The organism is Polaribacter pectinis, from assembly GCF_014352875.1.
In the GTDB taxonomy this organism is placed as follows: Bacteria; Bacteroidota; Bacteroidia; order Flavobacteriales; family Flavobacteriaceae; genus Polaribacter; species Polaribacter pectinis.
Window position 1 is genome coordinate 1,080,740 of record NZ_CP060695.1, and the last position, 24,293, is coordinate 1,105,032.

22 protein-coding genes and 1 tRNA gene are annotated in these 24,293 nt (G+C 29.6%); 13 read left to right on the forward strand and 10 right to left on the reverse strand.

All coding sequences use genetic code 11. The features are described 5' to 3' along the window. Window positions 1–19 precede the first annotated feature (19 nt). Window positions 20–1,105 (forward strand): glycine cleavage system aminomethyltransferase GcvT, encoded by a 1,086-nt coding sequence (gene gcvT, locus H9W90_RS05095; protein ID WP_187483379.1) that lies wholly within the window; start codon window positions 20–22, stop codon window positions 1,103–1,105. 77 nt (window positions 1,106–1,182) lie between these two features. On the opposite strand, the gene H9W90_RS05100 is transcribed toward gcvT, so the two are convergent. Next, a tRNA-His gene (locus H9W90_RS05100) sits at window positions 1,183–1,258 on the reverse strand. Window positions 1,259–1,312: 54 nt separating this feature from the next. Next, window positions 1,313–2,029 carry a bacillithiol biosynthesis deacetylase BshB1 gene (bshB1, locus tag H9W90_RS05105; protein ID WP_187483380.1) on the reverse strand — a complete coding sequence of 239 codons (717 nt, stop codon included), beginning with the start codon at window positions 2,027–2,029 and terminating at the stop codon, window positions 1,313–1,315. Window positions 2,030–2,327: 298 nt separating this feature from the next. Here bshB1 and H9W90_RS05110 point away from each other — a divergent pair, with 298 nt between their 5' ends. The 3 genes from H9W90_RS05110 (at window position 2,328) to H9W90_RS05120 (ending at window position 6,572) form a co-directional block, all read left to right on the forward strand. Further along, window positions 2,328–4,169, forward strand: coding sequence for an SLC13 family permease (locus H9W90_RS05110; RefSeq protein WP_254712528.1), 1,842 nt, complete (start codon window positions 2,328–2,330; stop codon window positions 4,167–4,169). A 26-nt stretch (window positions 4,170–4,195) separates the two neighbouring features. After that, complete coding sequence (pckA, locus tag H9W90_RS05115; protein ID WP_187483381.1) at window positions 4,196–5,824, forward strand: phosphoenolpyruvate carboxykinase (ATP); 1,629 nt, start codon at window positions 4,196–4,198, stop codon at window positions 5,822–5,824. A gap of 67 nt (window positions 5,825–5,891) precedes the next feature. Then, window positions 5,892–6,572: a DUF2490 domain-containing protein gene (locus tag H9W90_RS05120; protein WP_187483382.1), complete on the forward strand. Its 681-nt coding sequence runs from the start codon at window positions 5,892–5,894 to the stop codon at window positions 6,570–6,572. Here the strand turns inward: H9W90_RS05120 and H9W90_RS05125 are convergent. Continuing rightward, window positions 6,569–7,726 (reverse strand): trans-sulfuration enzyme family protein, encoded by a 1,158-nt coding sequence (locus H9W90_RS05125; protein ID WP_187483383.1) that lies wholly within the window; start codon window positions 7,724–7,726, stop codon window positions 6,569–6,571. The genes H9W90_RS05120 and H9W90_RS05125 overlap by 4 nt on opposite strands. Before the next feature lie 74 nt (window positions 7,727–7,800). Between H9W90_RS05125 and H9W90_RS05130 the strand changes: the two genes are divergently transcribed. From H9W90_RS05130 to H9W90_RS05140, 3 genes are all read left to right on the forward strand, one after another. Beyond that, window positions 7,801–8,496 (forward strand): Rossmann-like and DUF2520 domain-containing protein, encoded by a 696-nt coding sequence (locus H9W90_RS05130; RefSeq protein ID WP_187483384.1) that lies wholly within the window; start codon window positions 7,801–7,803, stop codon window positions 8,494–8,496. Beyond that, window positions 8,486–9,010, forward strand: a complete 525-nt coding sequence (locus tag H9W90_RS05135; RefSeq protein ID WP_187483385.1) for a KdsC family phosphatase — start codon at window positions 8,486–8,488, stop codon at window positions 9,008–9,010. Before H9W90_RS05130 ends, H9W90_RS05135 begins: the two co-directional genes overlap by 11 nt. Before the next feature lie 63 nt (window positions 9,011–9,073). Beyond that, entirely contained in the window at window positions 9,074–9,502 is a 429-nt protein-coding gene (locus H9W90_RS05140) for a DUF2147 domain-containing protein (protein ID WP_187483386.1), read from the forward strand. A 42-nt stretch (window positions 9,503–9,544) separates the two neighbouring features. On the opposite strand, the gene H9W90_RS05145 is transcribed toward H9W90_RS05140, so the two are convergent. Then, the gene (locus H9W90_RS05145; protein ID WP_187483387.1) at window positions 9,545–10,186 is read right to left on the reverse strand and encodes a protein-L-isoaspartate(D-aspartate) O-methyltransferase; all 642 of its coding nucleotides are present in this window, start codon (window positions 10,184–10,186) and stop codon (window positions 9,545–9,547) included. 117 nt (window positions 10,187–10,303) lie between these two features. Here H9W90_RS05145 and H9W90_RS05150 point away from each other — a divergent pair, with 117 nt between their 5' ends. The 3 genes from H9W90_RS05150 to H9W90_RS15390 all read left to right on the forward strand — a co-directional run bounded on the left by H9W90_RS05150 (window position 10,304) and on the right by H9W90_RS15390 (window position 12,973). Next, window positions 10,304–11,263: a Gfo/Idh/MocA family protein gene (locus tag H9W90_RS05150; protein ID WP_187483388.1), complete on the forward strand. Its 960-nt coding sequence runs from the start codon at window positions 10,304–10,306 to the stop codon at window positions 11,261–11,263. Window positions 11,264–11,440: 177 nt separating this feature from the next. Beyond that, a complete protein-coding gene (locus tag H9W90_RS05155; protein ID WP_187483389.1) occupies window positions 11,441–12,328 on the forward strand; it encodes a 3-hydroxybutyryl-CoA dehydrogenase in 888 nt (295 codons plus the stop codon). Between the two features lie 3 nt (window positions 12,329–12,331). Further along, window positions 12,332–12,973 carry an acyloxyacyl hydrolase gene (locus tag H9W90_RS15390; protein WP_254712529.1) on the forward strand — a complete coding sequence of 214 codons (642 nt, stop codon included), beginning with the start codon at window positions 12,332–12,334 and terminating at the stop codon, window positions 12,971–12,973. 52 nt (window positions 12,974–13,025) lie between these two features. Here the strand turns inward: H9W90_RS15390 and H9W90_RS05165 are convergent, their stop codons facing one another. Then, window positions 13,026–13,499: a Dps family protein gene (locus H9W90_RS05165; protein ID WP_187483390.1), complete on the reverse strand. Its 474-nt coding sequence runs from the start codon at window positions 13,497–13,499 to the stop codon at window positions 13,026–13,028. Window positions 13,500–13,616: 117 nt separating this feature from the next. Here H9W90_RS05165 and H9W90_RS05170 point away from each other — a divergent pair, with 117 nt between their 5' ends. After that, window positions 13,617–14,558 (forward strand): hydrogen peroxide-inducible genes activator, encoded by a 942-nt coding sequence (locus H9W90_RS05170; protein ID WP_187483391.1) that lies wholly within the window; start codon window positions 13,617–13,619, stop codon window positions 14,556–14,558. Between the two features lie 72 nt (window positions 14,559–14,630). Here H9W90_RS05170 and capB read toward each other — a convergent pair whose 3' ends face one another. From capB to H9W90_RS05185, 3 genes are all read right to left on the reverse strand, one after another. Beyond that, window positions 14,631–15,878 carry a cysteate-C-fatty acyltransferase gene (gene capB / locus H9W90_RS05175; RefSeq protein WP_187483392.1) on the reverse strand — a complete coding sequence of 416 codons (1,248 nt, stop codon included), beginning with the start codon at window positions 15,876–15,878 and terminating at the stop codon, window positions 14,631–14,633. A gap of 85 nt (window positions 15,879–15,963) precedes the next feature. Then, window positions 15,964–16,962 (reverse strand): cysteate synthase, encoded by a 999-nt coding sequence (gene capA, locus H9W90_RS05180; RefSeq protein ID WP_187483393.1) that lies wholly within the window; start codon window positions 16,960–16,962, stop codon window positions 15,964–15,966. Between the two features lie 100 nt (window positions 16,963–17,062). Further along, window positions 17,063–19,246 carry a S9 family peptidase gene (locus H9W90_RS05185; protein WP_437440068.1) on the reverse strand — a complete coding sequence of 728 codons (2,184 nt, stop codon included), beginning with the start codon at window positions 19,244–19,246 and terminating at the stop codon, window positions 17,063–17,065. Between the two features lie 69 nt (window positions 19,247–19,315). Here H9W90_RS05185 and H9W90_RS05190 point away from each other — a divergent pair, with 69 nt between their 5' ends. Beyond that, complete coding sequence (locus H9W90_RS05190; protein ID WP_187483394.1) at window positions 19,316–19,639, forward strand: YbaB/EbfC family nucleoid-associated protein; 324 nt, start codon at window positions 19,316–19,318, stop codon at window positions 19,637–19,639. A gap of 131 nt (window positions 19,640–19,770) precedes the next feature. After that, complete coding sequence (locus H9W90_RS05195) at window positions 19,771–22,395, forward strand: AsmA-like C-terminal region-containing protein (RefSeq protein ID WP_187483395.1); 2,625 nt, start codon at window positions 19,771–19,773, stop codon at window positions 22,393–22,395. A gap of 65 nt (window positions 22,396–22,460) precedes the next feature. Here the strand turns inward: H9W90_RS05195 and H9W90_RS05200 are convergent, their stop codons facing one another. Both H9W90_RS05200 and rocD read right to left on the reverse strand, forming a co-directional pair. Then, window positions 22,461–22,913, reverse strand: coding sequence for a DUF5362 family protein (locus H9W90_RS05200; RefSeq protein WP_187483396.1), 453 nt, complete (start codon window positions 22,911–22,913; stop codon window positions 22,461–22,463). Between the two features lie 100 nt (window positions 22,914–23,013). Beyond that, window positions 23,014–24,288, reverse strand: coding sequence for an ornithine--oxo-acid transaminase (gene rocD / locus H9W90_RS05205; RefSeq protein WP_187483397.1), 1,275 nt, complete (start codon window positions 24,286–24,288; stop codon window positions 23,014–23,016). Between the last annotated feature and the right edge of the window lie 5 nt (window positions 24,289–24,293).

Genomic DNA, 24,293 nt, shown 5'->3' on the forward strand with positions numbered 1-24,293 from the left:
AATTTTAAGAAGTTTATACATGAAAAATATTGCATTACATACAATTCACGAAAATCTTGGAGCAAAAATGGTTCCTTTTGCTGGTTATAATATGCCAGTTCAATATGAAGGCGTTACTGCAGAACATTTAACGGTAAGAGAATCTGTTGGTGTTTTTGATGTAAGTCATATGGGAGAGTTTTTAGTTTCTGGAGAAAATGCATTGGCTTTAATTCAGAAAGTTACTTCTAACGATGCTTCTAAATTAGAAATTGGCGATGCTCAATACAGCTGTTTTCCAAATACAGAAAACGGAATTGTAGATGATTTAATTTGTTATAGAATTAAAGAAAACCAATATTTATTAGTAGTTAATGCTTCAAATATTGAGAAAGATTGGAACTGGATTTCTTCTTACAATGAAGAATTTAATGCAGATCTAAAAGATTTATCGGAAGATTATTCTTTGTTGGCAATTCAAGGACCAAAAGCAATTGATGCAATGCAATCTTTGTCTTCTTTAGATTTGGCAGATATTCCTTTTTATAAATTTAAAGTTGGAGATTTTGCAGGAATTGAAAATGTCATTATTTCTGCAACAGGTTATACTGGTTCTGGAGGATTCGAAATTTATTGTAAAAATTCTGAAGTAGAACAAATTTGGAATAAAGTCTTTGAAGCTGGAGAAGAATTCGGAATTAAACCAATTGGTTTAGCAGCAAGAGATACTTTGCGTTTAGAAATGGGTTACTGTTTGTATGGAAACGATATTGACGATACAACTTCACCAATTGAAGCAGGTTTAAGCTGGATTACTAAATTCACGAAAAAATTTGTAAACCATGAAGCTTTAGCTAAAGAAAAAGAACACAAACCAGAAAGACGTTTAGTTGCTTTTGAATTAGATGAAAGAGGAATTCCAAGACAAGGTTATGATATTGTAGATGGCAATGGAAATGTTATTGGAAACGTAACTTCTGGTACAATGAGTCCTTGTTTACAAAAAGGAATTGGAATGGGTTATGTTCCTACTCTTTTTGCAAAGTCTGGAACGCAAATACATATTCAAGTTCGTAAAAAAGCAATTCCAGCAACAATTGTAAAGTTGCCATTCTATAAGGGATAAATTAAAATTATCCTTTAGAATATATAAAATAATAGTAACAAAAAAATCCTTCTCATAATGAGAAGGATTTTATTTTTGGGTGGAAGACGGGACTCGAACCCGCGACACTCGGTACCACAAACCGATACTCTAACCAACTGAGCTACAACCACCATATAATTGCGGGTGCAAATATAAATATTTTTTCTATTCTAAAACAACAAAAAATTAAATTAATTTACTTAAATTTTCTATAGCAACGTAACGCTCTGTAGTAAAACCTTCTGCGTAATCAACTCCAATTAATCTTCCCAAATCTCTTGCCCTGTAATTTATGCTATCAATAAAATTTTTACTTGTTATTGGAGTTTCTGGCTCATTACTTTTTGGATCATAAAATTGTGACGAATATGCTAAAACTGAATCTGTTTTTTTATCAATAAAACCAGTTACATCAACTACAAAATCGGGTTCAATACTTTTCCATTGTATATAATGATACACTAATTTTGGTCTCCATTTTTCTTGTTGCTTCCCTTCTACTTCAGTTTCTATTTTTAATAATCCACTTAAAAAACAAGCATCAGAAACCAAACTACTTCCTTTAGGATGATCTATATGTCTATCATCAATTGCATTACAAAGTACAATTTCTGGTTTATATTTTCGAATCATCTTAATAATCTCTAATTGATGTTTTTTATCATTTAGAAAAAAACCATCGGCAAAAGCTAAATTTTCACGAACCGAAACTCCTAATATTTTAGCCGCATTTGCTGCTTCTTTATCTCTTAAATCTGCTGAACCACGAGTACCTAATTCACCACGAGTTAAATCTACAATTCCTACATTTTTTCCCAAAGAAATTTCTTTTGCTATTGTTGCTCCGCAACCTAATTCTACATCATCTGGGTGTGCTCCAAAAGCTAATATGTCTAATTTCATGTATATTTTATTCTTTATTTTTATCTATCTGACGCCAACTACAGTAAATTTTTACAATTTTAAGCTAATAATAGATATATTTTCATATCAAAAATAACTCTTTTTTAAGGAAACCATAGAAAGCTTCTATATCTATTACGTTTTCGTTGTTCTGTTCTTTCATACTTATCGCCTAAATTTTAATAAAATCGTAATAATTAGACTGAATTGGAAAGTATGATTTATATCATATTAAAAACTTTGTTTTGACCATAAATTTACTGTATCAAAAGATAACAACTATAAAAATAGTGAGATTATGATTTACACAATGCTTATAATATTAATAATTACAATTGCTTTATTTGTTTGGGGTAAATACTCACCAGATGTAGTTGCATTAGTTTCTATGTTAAGTTTATTTTTATGTGGAATTCTAAATTTAAATGAAACTTTAAGCGGTTTTAGTAACCCTACAGTTGTAATGATAGCTTCATTATTTATTATTGGAGAAGGATTGTCACAAACTGGTTGGACCGCTTTAGCTGGAAAAAAACTAATAGAACTGGCAGGAAAAAGCATTCCTAAATTATTAGTAATTATTACATTAGGCTCTGGAGTGCTGTCTGGTTTTGTGAGTAACACAGGTACAGTAGCTACCTTGCTACCAGCATCTATCTCTTCTGCTTGGAGCATTGGTACAATGCCTTCTAAAATATTAATTCCGGTTGCATTTGGATCTAATACTGGTGGTTTATTAACTTTAACAGGAACTCCACCAAATATAATAGCTAACAATGCTTTAATTGAAGCTGGATATGATGGATTTTCTTTCTTCGAATTTGGTTTAATAGGTTTACCTCTTTTAATAATAGCAATCTTATATTTTAGATACATAGGTTTTAAACTTTTACCAGAAAATAAAACAAATAATAAACCCATAAACATAGATTCTACTTTACATGAATGGATTGAAGCATATCAAATAGAAAACGATTATTACAGATTAAGAATACGTTCAATTTCTCCATTATTAAATACAAAAATTAGTCAATGGGATTTAGAAAACACCCATAAAGTTAATATTATTCGATTAAAAAGAAGACATCCAAATAGATTAAAGGGCACGCAACCTTATATAGAGTTTCCTGAAAATGATACAGAATTGAGATATCATGATATTATTACTGTAAAAGGAAATACTGAAGATATTAACAAACTAATGATTTATTTTAGATTAGGGTTGTTGCCAAAAGAATCTGCAGAAAGCGAATTAAGATACAATTTAATAAACCAAGAAGTTGGTATGTCTGAAGTCTTAATTACACCTAAATCTCGTTTAGTTGGTAGAGAAATAAAATTACATGAATACTTTAAAAGATATGGTATTCAATTATTAGCAACATCTAGATATAGAAAACCATATTTAGAAGATTTAATAACTGTAAAAGCTGGAGATAGTTTTATAATAAGAGGTCCTTGGGAAAACATCGAAAAATTAAAAAATCAACATAAAAATGTGGTTTTGGTTGGTAGACCAGAAGAAATGTTAAAAGATGTAGATGAACTTACTCCAAAATCATATATAGCTTTAGGAGCATTAATCTTAATGATTATTATGTTAGTTCTAAAAGTAGTTCCAGGTGCTATTGCAGCCTTAATTTCTGCAGGAATTGTATTATTTACAGGTTGTGTTCCTTTTTCTAAAGCATACAAAACAATTAGTTGGACAAGTGTTATTATGATAGCTGCAATGATTCCAATGGGAGTTGCTATACAAAAAACAGGAACAGCAGAATTAATATCTAATTCAATTATTAGCCTATTGGGAAAAGAAAATCCTACGTTATTATTAGGAGGAATCTTCTTACTAACTACAACATTTAGTCAGTTTATTAACAATTCTGCAACAGCAGTTTTAATGGCACCAATTGTTTTATTAGCAGCAACAACATTACAAATATCACCAGAACCATTATTAATTACTATTGCAATAAGCGCTTCAACGGCTTTTTTAACACCTATAGGAACCACAACAAATGCAATGGTTATGAGTTCTGGCGGATATAAATTTTCAGATTATTTTAAAGTTGGTTTTCCTCTTTTAATACTCTTTTTGATAACAACATTAATTCTCGTGCCAATTATTTGGCCATTTTAATACAATAATTTTTAAATGAAACTATTATGAAAACAAAATCAATTATTCCAGAAAAATCAGATTTAGGAGTTTACGGTATCAAAAACGTAACTACAAAATGGAACTTACCACCAGAAGAACTTCAGAGAATAACTGTAGAAAAAGGAATGGGAAGAGAAACAAAAAACGGAACTTTGGCAATTAATACTGGAAAATTTACAGGTAGATCTCCTCAAGACAGATTTATTGTAAAAGATGAGTATACAGCAGACAAAGTTTGGTGGGGAAAAACCAACAAACCTATTTCTTCAGAAAACTTTAATAAACTTCAAATCAATGTACAAGAATATTTATCAAATAGAGAATTGTATGTAAGAGATGGTTATGTATGTGCAGACCCAACTTACAAAACAAATATTAGAACTATAACAGAATTTCCTTGGTCTAACTTATTTGTTTACAATATGTTTTTGAGACCTTCTGAAGAAGAACAAAAAGTTTTTGATGAAGATTGGTTAATTTTATGTGCACCAGGTTATGTTTGTGAAGACCCAAAAGCTTACGGTATTCGTCAAGGAAATTTTTCTATTATTAATTTTACAAAAAAAATAGCTTTAATTGGTGGTTCTGCATATACAGGAGAAATGAAAAAAGGTATTTTCTCTGCATTAAACTTAATCTTACCAATTGAGAGAAATGTTTTACCAATGCATTGTTCTGCAAATGTTGGCGAAAATGGAGATACAGCTATTTTCTTCGGATTATCTGGAACAGGAAAAACAACATTATCTGCAGATCCAAATAGAAAATTAATTGGTGATGATGAGCATGGATGGACAGCAGAAAATAATATTTTTAATTTTGAAGGTGGTTGTTATGCAAAAGTTATAGACCTAACAGAAGAAAAAGAACCAGATATTTTTAGAGCAATAAAACCTGGTGCTTTGCTAGAAAATGTTGTTTTTAACGATAATAACGATGTAGATTACATGAGTGGCGAAATCACACAAAATACACGTGTAAGCTACCCTATATATCATATAGATAATATCCAAGAACCTTCATTTGCAGGAAATCCTAAAAACATTTTCTTTTTAACTTGTGATGCTTTTGGTGTTTTACCTCCAGTTTCTAAATTAACTCCAGGGCAAGCTGCTTATCACTTTATATCTGGTTACACTGCAAAAGTAGCAGGTACAGAAGCTGGTATAACAGAACCAGTACCTTCTTTCTCTGCTTGTTTTGGCGAACCTTTTATGCCATTGCACCCAACCAAATATGCAGAAATGTTAAGTAAAAAAATGACAGATGCTGGTGTAAATGTTTGGTTAATTAATACAGGTTGGTCTGGTGGGCCTCATGGAATTGGTTCTCGTATTAAATTAAAATATACAAGAGCTATGATTACAGAAATCTTAAACGGAAGTTTAGATAATGTAGAATTTGAACAACATCCAATTTTTGGTTTATTTATGCCAAAATATTGTCCTAATGTTCCAACAGAAATGTTAGACCCAATGAACACTTGGTTACAAAAAGGTGCTTACATTAGTAAAGCAATCCATTTAGCACATTTCTTCCACTTAAACTTCGAAAAATTTGCTAATGAAGCTTCAGAACAAATTATAGAAGGTGGTCCATTAATCGATGAACATCATCATTTAGATCATATGTAGTTTCTTTTTAGGCTAGGTTTTTCTTATGAGAATTGGAAAACCTAGCCTTTTTAAATAGTAAGTAATTATGAAGAAGGTAATTTTAATAGGTATCTTAATTTTTTCATTCTTAAATTTTAACGCCCAAACTAAATCAGAAAAAAAATTTGGAAGCTGGTATATGTATTATGGTAATCATACAATTTCAAATAATTGGAGCGTTTTAACAGGGTTTGAAGAGAGAAACTATCAAACTTTTCAAAACTATAATTTAATACTTTATAATGTTGGTGTTAACTATAAAATTTCTAAAAAATTTATAGCAACAATAAGTTATATGTATTTAGATATTGACAGAACTTTTGATCCAGATGTAGACCCTAACACCATAGAAAACAGACATTATGAACAGATTTTGTATGTAACTAAACATTTTAAACTTCCATTTTCTCATCGATTGAGAATTGAACACAGACACCTAAATTCTATGGGAATAAAATCATTAAGAAACAGAGTTAGATATAGATTAAAAACTAAAATCTCTTTAAATAAAAGGTTTTACATAACAGCAAGTAATGAATCTTTCTTTAATTTTAACGGAAATCTATATGCAGAAAACAGGTTTTATTCTGCCTTCGGATTAAAAGCTTCAAAAGCTATTTCTTTAGAAGTAGGCTATTTGGGTCATTACATAAATGACCTCCATTTAGACAGATTACAAGTTGGTTTGTTTTTGAAAACAGATTTTAGAAAAAAAGCAAAGATTTAATTCTTTGCTTTTTCAATTGCTTGTTCAATGTCTGCAATTAAATCTTTGGTTTCTTCTATTCCAACAGAAAAACGAATGAGACCATCTTTAATGCCTTGTATTGCTCTTTCTTCTGCAGATAACAATGCATGAGAAGTATGAGTTGGACTTAACATTGTGCTTTCTACACCAGCCAAACTCATTGAAGGTTTTATCAACTTTAAATTATTTTGAAATTTCATAGCATCAATTCCATCTACAAATTCAAAAGATAACATACCACCAAAGTTTTTCATTTGTTTTTTTGCTAATTTATAATCTGGGTGTCCTTTTAAACCAGGATAATAAACATGATACACATCTGGATTTACCGCTAAATACTTCGCCATTTTTAAAGCATTTTTATTCTGGCGTTTTACACGTAAACTCATTGTTTTTAAGCTTCTTTCTAGCATCCAAACTGTAAAGTCACTTAAACTTCCACCTAAATTTTTAGCAACATTCCAAACTCTTAAAATGTGTTCTTCTGAAGCTGCAACTGCTCCTGCCAGAATATCTGAATGTCCACCCATATATTTTGTAGCAGAATGAATTATAATATCGATCCCGAAATCTACAGGAGTTTGATTTACAGGCGAAGCAAAAGTATTGTCTATCATTGTTACAATTCCTTTCTTTTTTGCCAATTTAGAAACTGCTTTCATATCTGTAATTGTTAATAACGGATTGGATGGCGTTTCTATATAAATAACCTTCGTGTTTTTTTTGATTTCTTTCTCAAAATCTGTGATTGATAAACTTTTAGTGAAAGAATATTCGATTCCGAATTTATCAAACTCTTCAACAACAAAATTGTACGTTCCTCCATACAATGTTTGTTGTAAAATAATATGATCTCCTTTTTGTAAAAAAGCAAATAAAGTATGGCTTATTGCGGCCATTCCAGAACCAAAAATTAAAGCATTGTCTGTTTTTTCTAAAGCTGCAATTTTTTTGCATAACATTTCTTGATTTGGCGTATTAAAGTATCGTGGGTAACGTTTTGTATCTACACCATCAAAAGCATAAGAAGTAGACATAAAAATAGGAGAAATAGCTCCTTTAAATTGCTCGTCTTTTACTTCGCCAACATGTGCGCAAATTGTATTTATTCCTAGTTTTTTTGAATTCTTCATTAAAATGGTATTGTTGATGCTAAATTACAAATTCCATTTGCAATCCTCTAAATAATTTCAATATCTTCGCTTTCATGATTTCAGTAGTTATAATAGGTAATGGAAATGTAGGAACACATTTATACAATGCATTTTTAAATGTTGATACAATAGCTGTTACTCAAATTAATTCAAGGAAATTAGAAAATATACCTCAAGCAGATATAACAATCATTGCTGTTTCAGATGATGTAATTGCAGAAATTTCATCAAAAATTAAAAACTCTTTTGTAGTACATACTTCTGGAAGTGTTTCTATGTCTGATTTAAAAAACAAAACCAATAAAGGTGTTTTTTACATGCTACAAACATTTTCTAAAGATAAAAAAATTAATTTTCCTGAAGTTCCTTTCTGTTTAGAAGCAGAAAAAGAAAGTGACTATCAATTGTTAGAAAAATTAGCAAAATCTTTAGGCAATAATATTTATCCTATTAATTCTGAACAACGAAAAGCAATTCATGTTGCTGCTGTTTTTGTAAATAATTTCACCAATAACATGTATAAAATTGGGAATGATATTTGCAATAAAAATAATGTTCCTTTTGAAATTTTACAACCTTTAATTCAAGAAACTGCTGTAAAAATTAAAACATTATCACCAGAAGAAGCACAAACTGGACCTGCAATTAGAAAAGACAAAAAAACAATAAAGAATCATTTAGATTTGTTAAATAAAGAGCAACAAAAAATCTATAAAATCATAACAAAATCAATCCAAAATGGAAATTAGCTTTAAACAATTATTACCAAAAATAAATACTTTCATTTTTGATGTAGATGGAGTTCTTACAAACGGAATGTTAACCATAATGCCAGATGGAGAATTAGTAAGACACATGAATGTAAAAGATGGTTATGCCATGAAAAACGCTTTAAATAAAGGATTTAGAGTTTGTATTATTTCTGGAGGAACTAATGAAGGTGTTAGAAAAAGGTTGGCTGCTTTAGGTATAGAAGACATTTATTTGGGGGCTCATGATAAAATTAAACAATATCAAGAATTGGTAGAAAAATACAATTTACAACCAGAAAATGTATTATATATGGGAGATGATGTTCCAGATTATCCTGTAATGAAATTGGTTGGGTTGCCAGCTTGCCCAAATGATGCTGTTCAAGAAATACAAAGTCTTTCTAAATACATTTCTAATAAAAAAGGTGGTGAAGGTTGTGTGAGAGATGTTATCGAACAAGTTTTACGAGTACAACAAAAATGGGATGAAAATTTCGATGCCAGTTTATAATTTTTTCTTGTATCTTTCAAATCCAGTTTTTAATAAATTATCAACATTATATCTTTGTTAACCATGAAAAAATTATTTTTTACATTTTTATTTATTGCAACTACTATATCTATAAGTTCTCAAACAATTTTTGGCAAATGGAATTCTAGAAGTGAAGAAGGTGTTGTTGATTCTGTTTTAGAAATCTATGAAAAAGACGGAAAAGCGTTTGCAAAAGTTGTAGAAATAATGAATCCTGATAGAAAAGATGCACGTTGTGTAGATTGCGAAGGTGAATATAAAGATAAACCAATTATGGGTTTAGACATCTTATCTGGTTTAGAAAAAGAAGAAGATAAAGATGAATGGTCTGGAGGTACAATTGTAGATCCAAGAAATGGAAATACATACAAATGCTATATTAAATTAGTAAAACCAAACAAATTAAAACTTCGTGGTTATATTGGTTTTTCTCTTTTCGGTAAAACGGCTTATTGGGAAAGAGCGAAATAGTTTTTATAGAATAGAATCCTTAAAACTTTATAAGTAATTTCTTTAGTTTTTCTCTTCTAACATAGGCACAAAAGCAAAATCACCTAACTCATGTTTTTCGAATTCTTTAGCAGACTTTCTGATAAATAAAGTCATAATTTGTGTTTTGTCTCCCACAGGAATTAACAACTTCCCTCCTATTTTTAATTGCGATAATAAAGGATTTGGAACATAAGGTGCACCAGCAGTTACAATAATTTTATCAAAAGGTGCTTTTTCTTTTAAACCTTTATAACCATCTCCAAAAATAAATTTCTTGGGTTTATAACCTAATTTTGGTAAAAATAAAGAGGTTCTTTTAAACAATTCTTTTTGTCTTTCTATTGAATAAACTTCTGCTTTTAATTCCAATAAAACTGCGGTTTGATATCCAGAACCAGTTCCAATTTCCAACACTTTGTCCTCTGGTTTTATTTCTAAAGTTTGCGATTGAAAAGCAACTGTATAAGGTTGAGAAATGGTTTGATCTGCAGCAATTGGGAATGCCTTATCTTGATAAGCATGATCTTCGAAACTTGAGTCTATAAATAAATGTCGTGGAATTTTACGCACAGCATTTAATACATTTTCGTCTGTAATACCTTTTGCTTTTAAAACAGTAGCTAACTGATTTCTACGACCTTGATGTTTTGAAGTATCTTTCACTTATAAGAGTTTTCTAAAAGCTAAAAATAGGAATAAATCTAAATACATTCCTATAAAATCGTATCTTTGTTTTTGTCGATTTTTTAACAATCGTAATTCAAACTAAAACAAGAATTTATGCTAAAAGCTGGAGTTTTAGGTGCTGGACATCTAGGAAAAATACATCTTCGTTTATTACAAGAATCTGAAAAATATGAGTTGGTCGGTTTTTACGATCCTTTTACAGAAAATGCGCAAAAAGTAGCCAAAGAATATGGTTACAAATTGTTCGATTCTATGGAAAGTTTAATGGATGCTGTAGAAGTTGTAGATATTGTAACTCCAACTTTATCTCATTTCGAATGTGCAAAAATGGCCATTGAAAAAGGCTGTCATATTTTTGTTGAAAAACCAATTACCAAAACTGTTTTAGAAGCAGAAGCAATAAAAACGTTAGCAAGCCAATATCATGTAATTGGTCAAGTGGGGCATGTAGAACGTTTTAACCCTGCTTTTACTGCTGTAAGTGATAAAATAAACAACCCAATGTTTATTGAAACACACAGATTGGCTGAATTTAATCCAAGAGGAACAGATGTTCCTGTGGTTTTAGATTTAATGATTCATGATATTGATATTATTCTTTCTGTGGTAGATTCTAAAGTGAAGAATGTTCACGCAAGTGGAATTTCTGTAATTTCTGAAACGCCTGATATTGCAAACGCAAGAATTGAGTTCGAAAATGGTTGTGTTGCAAATTTAACCGCAAGCAGAATTTCGATGAAGAACATGCGTAAATCAAGATTTTTTCAAAAAGACGCTTATATATCTGTTGATTTTTTAGAGAAAGTTTCTGAAGTTGTAAGAATGAAAGATGTTCCTGAAAATCCGGATGAATTTGCGATGATTCTACAAAATGCAGAAGGTGTAAAAAAACAAATTTATTTTGATAATCCTGAAGTGGAAGCAAATAACGCAATTCTAGACGAGTTAGAATCTTTTGCTGATGCAATTGAAAATGGAACAAAACCAGTAGTTTCTTTAAGCGCAGGAACTGAAGCTTTACGTGTTGCTCAAATGGTAATTGACTGTTTTTAGAAAGCCCATCCTTAATCCTTCCCAAAGGGAAGGAAACACTCTTGAGGATTGACTTACTTAAAATAAACTTAAATAATATCATTTTATGATATTTAAATTGACTTTTTTAATAATTAAATTTTTATTCGCCCGAGTAAGAATTCCTTCCCTTTGGGAAGGTTAGGATGGGATTTTTATATGAAAAACATAGCAGTAATTGGTGCTGGAACCATGGGAAATGGAATCGCACATACATTTGCACAATTCAATTATAATGTACATTTAATCGATGTTTCGCAAGGAGCATTGGACAAAGGAATGGCAACAATCTCTAAAAATTTAGACAGAATGGTTGCCAAAGAAAAAATTTCTGAAGCTGATAAAACACAAACATTAGCAAACATTACCACTTTTACAGCAATAAAAGATGGTGCTAAAAATGTAGATTTAGTTGTGGAAGCTGCCACAGAAAATGTTTCTTTAAAATCGAAAATATTTAAAGAATTGGATGAAGTTTGCGACGAAAACACAATTTTAGCGACAAATACTTCATCAATTTCTATTACACAAATTGCAGCAGTTACCAATAGACCGGAAAAAGTAATTGGAATGCACTTTATGAATCCTGTTCCAATTATGAAATTGGTAGAAATTATTAGAGGTTACAATACTACTGATGATGTGATGAATACGATTGTAGATTTGTCTAAAAAAGTGAATAAAATTCCAGTTGAAGTGAATGATTATCCTGGTTTTGTTGCCAACAGAATCTTAATGCCAATGATTAACGAGTCTATTGAAACGCTTTATAATGGCGTTGCTGGTGTTAAAGAAATTGACACAGTTATGATGTTAGGAATGGCACATCCAATGGGACCTTTACAATTGGCAGATTTTATTGGTTTAGATGTTTGTTTGTCTATTTTAAATGTAATGCATGATGGTTTTAAAAACCCTAAATATGCTCCTTGTCCGTTACTAGTAAATATGGTAATGGCTGGAAAATTAGGAATAAAATCTGGCGAAGGATTTTATGATTATTCAGAGAGCAGAAAAGCGGAAACTGTTGCTAAAATGTTTTCTTAATCGATGAAGAATAAATTTTCTTTAGTTGTATTGCTATTTTGTTTTTCAATTTCCTTTTACGCACAAAAAGTAAAAAAAAACAGACTAATACCTTATAAAATAGGTGTTTTATACAATTATGGCACTGAAGAAAATTTTATATTTAATGATAAAGACTATTCTTATTCAACAAATACTTATAAAGGACAGGCTTTTTATAAATTAGGCAATTGGAAAGGTTTAGAAATTGAATTAATTGTGCAACCTCAATTTCAGTTTTTAAAACATCAACTTTTAAATTTATTTTATGTAGAACCTGATGAAGATGATTATCTACAAAAAAGAGAAGAATTTAGTCGAAAAAAAAACATGCATTTATATGCTATAGAATTTGGTTTTGCTGCTAAAAAAAAGTTAACTAATAAGTTAGATTTACAAGGAACAATAAGTTTGGGCTTCTCTTATATTGATACAAGAAGTGAAAGATTAGCTAAAGGTTTTACTTTTATTGAAAATTTTTCTGTTGGTTTTTCATATCAAACTTCTAACAAAACATTTTTATATCTAGGTTCTAATTTCGGACATGTTTCCAACTTAAATTTTCTATCACCTAATGATGGCTACAATATTTTAGGTATGGAAATAGGTTTTTCTTATAAATTATAAAAAAGGAAACTCAAATTGAGTTCCCTTTTTATAAAATAAAATTTTTAATTTACTATTTACCTAACCAAGAGTTCAACATCCAAATTGTTTTTTCTTGTTCAGCAATAAAATCACTCATCATAGAATTTGTTCCTTCATCATTTGCTTCGTCTGATAAATCTAAAATTTCTCTTTCTATTTTTAATAATTCAGATAAAGAATTTACAATCAAATTAACTGCTTCTACATCATTAGAAATATCCTTACCAACTGGTACAGAAGAATTATCTATATAATCTGTAAAAGTGTGTAATGGCTTGCCTTGCAAAGTTAAAATACGTTCAGCTATATCATCTATTTTTACTTGAGAATCTGTATAAAACTCTTCAAATTTAACATGCAATTCAAAGAAATTTTTTCCTTTAATATTCCAATGTAAGCCTCTTAAATTCTGATAGTATATTTGAAAATTCGATAATAATCCATTCAAATTATCTACTAAATTTGCGCTTTCTTTTTTATCTAATCCTAATATTGATTTGTTCATTTTATTTATAATTTTGTGTTCTTAGTTTTTGCTATTACAAATTTACTAGAAATTTATGTCGGTAAACTATAATTATTATTGATAGTTTTAATATCTTTATCAAAATTTATTATACCAATGACAATCACCCAATTGAAATACGTCTTATCCGTATCAGAATATCAAAATTTTACGGTTGCAGCAGAACATAGTTTTGTAACTCAACCTACATTAAGCATGCAAATTCAGAAATTAGAAGACGAATTGGATGTAAAAATATTTAATAGGTCTAAAAAACCAATCGAATTAACACAAGTTGGAAAAAAAATTGTAGAACAAGCTAAAGTTATTGTAGATGAAAGCAATAGAATTTTAGACATTGTACATCAACAAAAAGGTTTTATTGGAGGTGAGTTTAAATTGGGGATTATTCCAACAATTATGCCTACCTTATTACCAATGTTCTTAAATAATTTCACAAAGAAATACCCGAAAGTAAAACTAATTATAGAAGAGTTAACAACTGAAGAAATTATTAGAAAACTAACAGACGGACATATAGACGCTGCTATTGCTGCGACACCTCTAGAGAACGAATCTATTAAAGAAAGACCTTTATATTACGAGCCTTTTGTTGGTTTAGTTCCGCAAAATCATCGTCTTTTTAATGAAAAAGTAATAAATCCTGATGAATTAGAGATGGATGATATTTTATTGTTAGAAGATGGACATTGTTTTAAGGAAAGTGTAATTAATTTGTGTAGAACTTTTAAAACTGATAACAAAAAATCATTTCAATTAGCAAGTGGAAGTTTTGATACATTAATTAAACTAACCAAAGAAGGTTTAGGAATGACACTTCTACCCTATTTACATACACTAGATTTGAATGATGTTGATAAATCTCATTTACGCGAATTTACAAATCCACCACCTGCAAGAGAAGTAAGTTTAATCTACCATAAATCTCAATTAAAAATGCAGTTAATAGAAGCTTTAAAAAAGAGTATTGATGGTGTCATTAGAGGTGCTATTTCTTTTTCTGATGTAAAAATTATTAGTCCACTTCAGAAAAATTAAATTCAATATTATTACTTTTAACAAAAAAAAATCCAGCTTATGCTGGATTTTCTTTTTTAAAATTTTTAAAAATTACACCATAGATGTTGCAATCTTTTTATACGTACCGTTTTCTAACAATTCTCTAATTGCTGAAAATGCGGTAATTGTTTCATCTATATCTTCTTGTGTGTGTGTTGCAGTTGGAATTAATCTTAAAATAATTAATCCTTTTGGTATTACAGGATACACAACAATAGAACAGAAAATTCCGTGGTTTTCACGTAAATCATTTACCATTGCCATTGCTTCAGGTATATCTCCTTTTAAAAATACTGGAGTTATACATGTTTGTGTAGTTCCTAAATCGAAACCAGCATTTCTTAAACCAGATTGTAAAGCATTGGTGTTTTCCCACAACTTTGTTTTTAATTCTGGCATTGTACGTAACATATCTAAACGTTTTAATGCTCCTTTTACCATTGCCATTGGTAATGATTTAGCAAACATTTGAGAACGCATATTGTATTGTAAATATTGTATTACATCTTTATCTCCTGCAAAGAAAGCGCCAATACCTGCCATAGATTTTGCAAAGGTTGCAAAATATACATCTATTTCATCTTGTATTCCTTGTTCGAAACCAGTTCCTTTGCCATCTTTACCCAAAGTACCAAAACCATGAGCATCATCTACTAAAAGTCTAAAGTTGTATTCTTTTTTAAAGGAAACTATTTCTTTTAAACGACCTTGTTCACCACGCATTCCAAAAACTCCTTCAGAAATTACTAAAATTCCTCCACCAGTTTTATCTGCCATTCTTTTAGCACGCTTTATGTTTTTCTCAAAACTTTCCATATCGTTATGACGATATACAAAACGTTTTCCAGCATGTAAACGAACACCATCTATAATACAAGCATGTGTATCCATATCATACACAATAATATCATCTTTAGAAACCAATGCGTCTATTGCAGAAACCATACCTTGGTAACCAAAGTTAACTAAATAAGCAGCTTCTTTTTCTACAAATTCTGCACATTCAACTTCTAATTGTTCGTGAAATTTAGTATGTCCAGACATCATTCTAGCTCCCATTGGATAAGCCATACCATGTTCTGCTGCAGCTTCTCCATCAACTTTTAAAACTTCTGGATGATTTGCTAATCCTAAATAATCATTTATACTCCAGGTAACTACTTTTTTACCATTAAAAGACATTCTATTTGAAATAGGACCTTCTAACTTTGGAAATACATAATAACCTTCTGCTTGTTGCGCCCATTTACCTAAAGGGCCTTTATCTTTTATAATTCTATCAAATAAATCTGTCGCCATGTTTGTCATCTGTTTTTGAAGTTTGCAAAGTTAACAAAATAAAACAGGGTATGCAATTTGAAAAAATGAAGAGAAATTTGAATACCTATTCTAAAAAACCTTGTTCTTGCATCCAAGAATTACTGTAGATTTTATTGAGATATCTAGAACCATGATCTGGAAAAATTAAAACTACAAAACTGTTTTCATCAAACATATCTAAAGCTGCATATTGTTTAGTTGCTTGCACAACTGCACCTGTTGTATATCCACAAAATAAACCTTCTTTTTTTAAAGTTTCTCTTGCTTGTATAGCTGCATCTTTGTCGGAAACTTTTTCGTATACATCAATTACATCAAAATCTGTTGCAGTAGGTATTAAATTTTTACCTAAACCTTCAATTTTATATGGACTAACCTCGTTTAAATCTAGCTCTTTAGTTTCATGATATTTTTTTAAAACAGAACCAATAGCATCTACTCCTAAAACTTTAATATTTGGGTTTTGCTCTTTTAAGTACTTTCCTGTTCCAGAAATAGTGCCTCCTGTTCCACTTGCAACAACTAAATGCGTGATTTTTCCTTCAGTTTGTTTCCAAATTTCTGGACCTGTAGTTCTATAATGTGCTTCAATATTTAACTCATTAAAATATTGATTGATATATACAGAATTCTTCGTTTTTTTATGAATAGTTTTTGCAACTTCATAATAAGACCTTGGATCTTCTGGCGGAACATTTGCAGGACAAACATGCACTTCTGCTCCCATTGTTTTTAGCAACTCTATTTTATCTTGAGAAGATTTATCACTTACCGCTAAAATACATTTGTAACCTTTTACCAAACTTATCATTGCCAAACTAAAACCAGTATTACCTGAAGTAGTTTCTACAATTGTTGCTCCTTTTTTAAGAATACCTTTCTTCTCTGCAGTATTAACAATGTGTAATGCAATTCTATCTTTTGCAGAATGACCAGGATTAAAAGCTTCTATTTTAGCAAAATAAGAGCCTTTTAGCTTTTTTGTTATTTTATGAAGTTTAATTAATGGGGTTTCTCCCACTAATTCTAAAATGCTATTATTTATTCCGTTATTTCTAGTCATTCTATCTTTTCATGAAAAACCTCACATGTTTTAAAACTTATGAGGTTTATCTTTTACCGGATGCAAAAGTACATTATCAAACCGAAATATAAAATTGATTTTAAGGCTTAATTAAATCTGCTTCTAATTTATTTTCTAAAGCCAAAAAGAAAGTATAGTCTTTTGCTGTCTCTTTTAAAGCATCAAACCTTCCAGAAGCACCTCCATGACCAGCTTCCATGTTTGTATGCAATAATAACAAATTTTTGTCGGTTTTTAATTCTCGAAGTTTGGCAACCCATTTTGCTGGCTCCCAATATTGAACTTGAGAATCATGAAAACCAGTTGTTACCAACATATTTGGATATTCTTTTGCTTCAATTTGATCATAAGGCGAATATGATTTTATATAATCGTAATATTCTTTATCATTAGGATTTCCCCATTCGTCATATTCTCCTGTTGTTAAAGGAATAGAATCATCTAACATTGTAGAAATTACATCTACAAATGGCACTGCTGCAATTATTCCATTGTACAATTCTGGATTCATATTTACAATTGCTCCCATTAATAATCCACCTGCAGAACCTCCCATTGCATATAAATGCTTTTCTGAGGTATAGTTGTTTTCAATTAAAAATTTAGAACAATCTATAAAATCTGTAAATGTGTTTTTCTTATGCAACATTTTTCCATCTTCATACCATTCTCTTCCTAAATATTGACTTCCACGAATATGAGCCAAGGCATACACAAAACCTCTATCTAAAAGGCTTAAACGTGTTGTAGAAAAACTATCTGGAATCGTATATCCATAAGAACCATAAGCATATTGTAATAATGGTGTTTCAGAATTTAACTCTGTATCTTTATGATAAACTAAAGAAATAGCTACCTTTTTTCCATCTCTTGCAGTTGCCCAAACACGCTTGCTTTTGTAATTTTCTTTATTGAATTTACCTCCTAAAACTTCTTGTTCCTTTTTAATATCTTTCGATTTATCGCTCATATTAAAGTCGATAATTGAACTCGGAGTTGTAAATGAATTATAAGAATATCTTATAATATCTGTATCAAAATCTGGATTAGAATACACACCAACAGAATACGTTTCCTCATTAAAAGGTAAATAATAATCTTCTTTATTATCCCAACGTTTTATACGAATTCTGTTTAATCCGTTTGTACTTTCTTCTAAAACTAAATACTCTTTAAATATTGAGAAATCTTCTAACAAAGTATCTTCTCTGTGCGGAATTACATCTACCCAATTTTCTTTACTTGTTTTAGAAACTGGAGTTTTCATCAACTTAAAATTAGTTGCGCCATCTTTATTTGTTAGTAGATAAAAATCATCTCCATAATGAGAAACATTATATTCTAAATCTCTTTCTCTTGGTTGAATAATTTTAAAATTTCCAGTTGGGTTATCAGCATCTAAATATTGTGCTTCTGTAGAAACAGTGCTGTAAGAACCAATAATAATGTATTTTTTTGATTTTGATTTAGTTACATACGTTCCAAAAGTATCATCTTTTTCATGAAAAACTTCTACGTCTTCAGAAGTTGGTGTCCCTAAAACATGTCTAAAAATCTTTTCACTTCTTAAAGTTAAAGGATCTTTCTTTGTATAAAAAATTGTTTTATTATCATTTGCCCAAACAGATCCACCAGTTGTATTGTCTATAATATCTTTATAGATTTCGCCTGTTTCTAAATTTTTTATTCTTAAAAAATATTGTCTTCTACTAACAGTATCTGTAGCAAAAACAGCCATTTTATTATCAGGAGAAACATTTAAACCTCCTAATTGATAATAATCATAGTCATTAGCCATTTCATTAACGTTAAAAAGTACATTTTCTTCTGCTTCTAAAGTTTCCTTTTTTCTACTGTATATAGGATATTGCATTCCTTTTTCGAAACGAGTTATGTAAAAATAACCATTGTCTTTGTAAGGCACAGAAGAATCATCTTCTTTAATTCTACCTTTCATTTCTTCGAATAATTTTTCTTGAAAATTTTTGGTATAACCAGTTACATCATCATAATATGTATTTTCTGCATCTAAATAATTAATTACTTTTTGAGTTTGTTCGTCTTTTACTTCAGACAATTTTTGTTCATCAGATAAACGCATCCAAAAATAATTATCTATTCTAACATCTCCGTGTTTTTCTAATTTTGTAGGCTGCTTCTCTGCCACAGGCATTTTTGCGTCTGTACTTTTCATTGTTTTATTTTTACAAGCGGTTGCAAAAGTAAGACTTAATAACAACGTATAAATAAATATTTTTCTCATTTTTAGTTGATTAAAATTCTCTGTGAATTTACTAATTTTGCAGTTAACAAAATCTTAAATTTAAAAACTATGTTTGGAGACTTATCTGGAATGATGGACAAGCTTAAAGAAGCGCAACAAGAAGTAGAAAAAACTAAAAATAGATTAGATTCTGTTTTGGTTGATGAAGTTTCTTCTGATGGAAAAATTAAAGTAACATTAACTGCAAACAGAAAAATAAAAGCAATTTCTATTGATGATTCTTTACTTTCGGATGCAGAAGAATTAGAAGATTATTTAATACTTACGTTAAATAAAGCAATTGAAAAAGCGACAAAAATAAACGAAGATGAAATGGCTGTTGCCGCAAAAGCAGGAATGCCAAACATTCCAGGAATGGATATGTTCAAATAATATTTGTAATTGTAAAATAACTTTTTCGAAAAATTATTTAACTATTTTTCATTTGAGTTACTTTTAACATCATTTAAACAAAGATACCTCTGTGAAAGAGGTATTTTTGCTTTATATAATTAATGAATAATATGAACAAAAAAGAAATAAAGAAATCTACTACCAAAAAAGTTTTAAAATGGATTGTTTCCATCTTTTTAGTGTTAATAATTGCACTGGTTTCTATTCCGTTTTTATTTAAAGATAAAATTGTACAAATGGTAACCAATACCATTAACAATAGTATAAATGCAACCGTAACTTTTAAAGAATCAGATTTAAGTTTATTTAGAAGTTTTCCTCTAGCTAGTTTAAAAGTTAATGATATTTCTGTAGCAAATAAAGCCCCTTTTTTAGGTGATACTTTATTCAATGCTAAAACATTAAGTTTAGACATGAAAATTACTGAGCTTTTTAAAAACACCAATGAAACCATTGATTTACAAAGCATTGAAGCTTCAAACGGAAAAGTAAATATTATTTTCAATAAAGAAAATGTAGGTAATTATGATATTGCTATAAAAAATGAAGCTGTAAATTCAGCCGAGAATTCAAGTTCATTTTCTTTTAACATTCAAGATTATAAAGTAGATAATTTACAATTTAATTATTTAGATGAAAGTTCTAACATGAAACTTCAATTAGATAGTATTTATCATACAGGAAAAGGAAACTTTGCAAAAGATATTTTAGATTTAGATACAGAAACTACAGCTAAATTATCTTTTGATATGGAGAATGTAAACTATATTAAAAATGTTGCTGTAAAGTTAAATGCGGTTTTAGGAATAGATTTAAAAAATAGCAAATACACTTTTAAAGAAAATACAGGTTACATAAATCAACTGCCATTAGAATTTGATGGATTTATTCAACTTATAGAAGAAAACCAGTTGTATGATATTAGTTTTAAAACACCAACATCATCTTTTAAAAATGCTTTAGCATTAATGCCTGCACAATATTCTGGGAATTTAAAAACGATTAAAACTGAAGGTAATTTTGATATGAATGGAGTTGTGAAAGGAGCTTTATCTGAAACAACAATTCCGGCTTTTGATATTTCAATAAAATCAGAAAATGCAATGTTTAAATATGCTGATTTACCAAAATCGGTTAAAAACATTACAATAGATTCAAAAATAATTAACAAAACAGGGAACACAAAAGATACCTATGTAGACATTAATAAATTAAATTTTAAAATTGATGAAGATGCGTTTTCTGCAAATGGTAGTGTCAGAAATATAACAACAAACCCAAATATAAATATTGCAGCAAAAGGAACTATTAATTTAGCAAATATTGGTAAAGTATATCCTGCTCCACTAGAAAAAGAATTAGCTGGAATTTTAAAGGCAGATATAAAATCGAGTTTTGATATGAATTCTGTTGAAAAAGGAAATTATCAAAACATTAAAAACGAAGGAAATCTTTCTGTTAGTAAATTTAAATATGAAGGAAAAGATGTGGCAAATGCTTTTTTAATAGACAATGCTTCAGTTATATTCAATACAAATTCAATTAAATTAAATGAATTTATAGCAAAAACAGGAACTTCAGATTTATCGATAAAAGGAAATTTAGAGAATTTTTACGGTTTCTTATTTAAAGACCAGACGTTAAAAGGAGATTTTAACTTGAATTCTTCTAACTTTAAAGTGAATGACTTCTTATCTAAAGAAACTGCTGAAACAGAAACTAGCGCTACTTCAACTTTAAAAATTCCTGCATTTTTAGATATTAAATTAAATGCAAAAGCAAAGACAGTTTTATATGATAACATTACACTTTCTAATGTTTCTGGAGATGTTTTTATAAAAGATGAATCCGTTAATTTAAAAAACTTGAATTCAGATATTTTTGGAGGAAATATTGGTATGAATGGTACTGTTTCTACCAAAGGAAAAGAGGCTAATTTCTCTATGGATTTAAACTTGAATCAACTAAACATTGCAGATTCTTTTACGCAATTAGAAATGTTAAAATCTATTGCTCCAATTGCTAAAAGTATCGAAGGTAAAATAAATTCGACCGTTAAAGTTTCTGGAATTTTAGACGAAAATATGAGTCCTAATTTAAAATCAATTACTGGAGATTTATTTGGGAAATTATTAAACCCAAAAATTAAAGGTAATAAATCGAAAGCACTTTCTTTACTAGATAAAAATGTTGATTTTATTAACCTAGACAACTTAAATTTAGATGGAATTAATGCACTTTTTACCTTTAATAATGGTGAAGTTAGTGTAAAACCTATAGATCTTAAATATAAAGACATTGGTATTGTAATTGATGGTAAACATGGTTTCGATAATACTATGAATTACAATGTTGTTTTCGATTTACCCGTAAAATATTTAGGAACTACGGTTACAAATGCATTGGCAAAATTAACACCAAAAGATGCAGCAGATATAAAAACGATTCCTGTAACAACCAATTTAACAGGTAGTTTTTCTAGTCCTAATTTTTCTACTAATATAAAAGATGCAACTGCTACTTTAATGAAGAATATTGTAGAAAAACAAAAACAAAGTCTTATTGATAAAGGAAAAGACAAATTAACCGATTTATTAGGTTTAGGAACCCAAAAAAATGACTCAATTAAAAAAGATTCTACTGTAACAAAGAACGATACTAAAGATAAAATTAAAAATGTTCTTGGAGGTCTTTTTGGAAACAAGAAAAAAGATACTGTTAAAAAGAAAAATTAACTTTATAACTAAAAGTAAAAAAGGGAAGCAATAAGCTTCCCTTTTTTTTTAGTTAATTCTTATTTTTAGAAAGCTGAACCAGAAGATAATGCTGCAATTAACCCAATAACTATTGCTAAAACATAAAGTGATAATAGAATAATGGCTAACACTCCAACAAATTTATAATGCGATTTCAACATTTCGAATGCTTTGGCCAAAACTTCATCATCTTTAGATATTAAAGCCTTTTTCATTTTTACAGAAAATTGATATAAATAGTAGATCGGAAAAATATAAATTAGACCAAGAACTAAATACATTCCAGTCATCATTGCTCTAAAATCAAAAGGCATTCCTTGTGCTTGAGGCATATTATTGTATAGAGAACCTATAAAAAAGCTAGCAATTATCATAATTCCCACAAATACAAAACCCAATATTGATAAAAATTTACACCATTTAGCGGTTTCTCTTAAAAAGCTTTTTGCGGAACTTGTTAAAGTTAATTGCTCTAATTCTGTAATTGCATTTTGCATAATATTTTTTTTTTAGTTAGTATTCTTCAAAAATAATAAAAAAAATAGCCACAAATTTGTGAATTTGCGGCTAAATATTAAATGTTATAAAAAGTGATTTCTAAAATTCAGAAATTGTTTTCTTAATTATAGAAATACAATCCATTAATTGCTCTTCAGTCATTACTAAAGGTGGCGCAAAACGAATAATATTTCCATGTGTTGGCTTTGCTAATAAACCGTTATCACGTAATTTAATACAAATATCCCAAGCAGTAGAACTATCTTCAGAATCGTTAATTAAAATTGCGTTTAACAATCCTCTACCTCTTACAGATTCCACTAAATGATTGTTTTTACAGAATTCTGTTAATTCAGCTCTAAAAATTTCACCTAATTTATCAGCATTAATTGCTAATTTTTCATCAGCAACAACTTTTAGTGCAGCCATTGCAACAGCAGCAGCAATTGGGTTTCCACCAAAAGTAGAACCATGGTTTCCAGGACGAATCACATTCATAACACTGTCATTTGCTAAAACCGCAGAAACAGGATATGCTCCACCAGAAAGTGCTTTTCCAAGAATTAAAACATCTGGTTTTATTTCTGGAGTTCCAGAACAATTTTTCTCTGGACAAGAACAATTTCCACAAGTAGCTAATAAACGACCCGTTCTTGCAATTCCTGTTTGTACTTCATCTGCAATAAATAGAACGTTGTGGTCTTCACACATTTTCTTTGCAGCCGCTAAATAACCATCAGAAGGAACATAAACACCAGCTTCACCTTGAATTGGTTCCACCAAAAATGCAGCAATATTGTTACTACTTTCTAGCGTTTCTTGTAATTCCTGTAAATTATCATATTCAATTTTTATAAAACCTTTTGTATAAGGACCAAAGTTTTTACGAGCAACAGGGTCGTTAGAAAATGATATTATTGTAGTTGTTCTACCATGAAAATTATTCTCACAAACAATAATTTGTGCTTTATTTTCATCAATTCCTTTTACTTCATACGCCCATTTTCTGGCAATTTTTAAAGCAGTTTCCACAGCTTCTGCACCAGTATTCATTGGTAATAATTTGTCGAAACCAAAATATTCGGTTGCAAATTTTTCATATCTACCAAGCATATCATTATAAAATGCACGCGAAGTTAAACTCAACGTTTTTGCTTGATTCGTCATTGCATCCACAATTTTCGGATGACAATGCCCTTGATTTACAGCAGAATAAGCCGATAAAAAATCATAATATTTTTTTCCTTCCACATCCCAAACATACACGCCTTCTCCTCTACTCAAAACCACAGGAAGTGGATGATAGTTGTGCGCTCCATATTTGTTCTCTAATTCGATTGCTTCTTGCGAAGTTAATTTGTCTAAAACAGCCATTTTTA

Bases quoted from the DNA above. Each gene is read 5' to 3' on its own strand.
- gcvT (WP_187483379.1), top strand. From the start codon at position 20: ATGAAAAATATTGCATTACATACAATTCACGAAAATCTTGGAGCAAAA.
- bshB1 (WP_187483380.1), bottom strand. From the start codon at position 2,029: ATGAAATTAGACATATTAGCTTTTGGAGCACACCCAGATGATGTAGAA.
- H9W90_RS05110 (WP_254712528.1), top strand. From the start codon at position 2,328: ATGATTTACACAATGCTTATAATATTAATAATTACAATTGCTTTATTT.
- pckA (WP_187483381.1), top strand. From the start codon at position 4,196: ATGAAAACAAAATCAATTATTCCAGAAAAATCAGATTTAGGAGTTTAC.
- H9W90_RS05120 (WP_187483382.1), top strand. From the start codon at position 5,892: ATGAAGAAGGTAATTTTAATAGGTATCTTAATTTTTTCATTCTTAAAT.
- H9W90_RS05125 (WP_187483383.1), bottom strand. From the start codon at position 7,726: ATGAAGAATTCAAAAAAACTAGGAATAAATACAATTTGCGCACATGTT.
- H9W90_RS05130 (WP_187483384.1), top strand. From the start codon at position 7,801: ATGATTTCAGTAGTTATAATAGGTAATGGAAATGTAGGAACACATTTA.
- H9W90_RS05135 (WP_187483385.1), top strand. From the start codon at position 8,486: ATGGAAATTAGCTTTAAACAATTATTACCAAAAATAAATACTTTCATT.
- H9W90_RS05140 (WP_187483386.1), top strand. From the start codon at position 9,074: ATGAAAAAATTATTTTTTACATTTTTATTTATTGCAACTACTATATCT.
- H9W90_RS05150 (WP_187483388.1), top strand. From the start codon at position 10,304: ATGCTAAAAGCTGGAGTTTTAGGTGCTGGACATCTAGGAAAAATACAT.
- H9W90_RS05155 (WP_187483389.1), top strand. From the start codon at position 11,441: ATGAAAAACATAGCAGTAATTGGTGCTGGAACCATGGGAAATGGAATC.
- H9W90_RS15390 (WP_254712529.1), top strand. From the start codon at position 12,332: ATGAAGAATAAATTTTCTTTAGTTGTATTGCTATTTTGTTTTTCAATT.
- H9W90_RS05165 (WP_187483390.1), bottom strand. From the start codon at position 13,499: ATGAACAAATCAATATTAGGATTAGATAAAAAAGAAAGCGCAAATTTA.
- H9W90_RS05170 (WP_187483391.1), top strand. From the start codon at position 13,617: ATGACAATCACCCAATTGAAATACGTCTTATCCGTATCAGAATATCAA.
- capB (WP_187483392.1), bottom strand. From the start codon at position 15,878: ATGGCGACAGATTTATTTGATAGAATTATAAAAGATAAAGGCCCTTTA.
- capA (WP_187483393.1), bottom strand. From the start codon at position 16,962: ATGACTAGAAATAACGGAATAAATAATAGCATTTTAGAATTAGTGGGA.
- H9W90_RS05185 (WP_437440068.1), bottom strand. From the start codon at position 19,246: ATGAGAAAAATATTTATTTATACGTTGTTATTAAGTCTTACTTTTGCA.
- H9W90_RS05190 (WP_187483394.1), top strand. From the start codon at position 19,316: ATGTTTGGAGACTTATCTGGAATGATGGACAAGCTTAAAGAAGCGCAA.
- H9W90_RS05195 (WP_187483395.1), top strand. From the start codon at position 19,771: ATGAACAAAAAAGAAATAAAGAAATCTACTACCAAAAAAGTTTTAAAA.
- H9W90_RS05200 (WP_187483396.1), bottom strand. From the start codon at position 22,913: ATGCAAAATGCAATTACAGAATTAGAGCAATTAACTTTAACAAGTTCC.
- rocD (WP_187483397.1), bottom strand. From the start codon at position 24,288: ATGGCTGTTTTAGACAAATTAACTTCGCAAGAAGCAATCGAATTAGAG.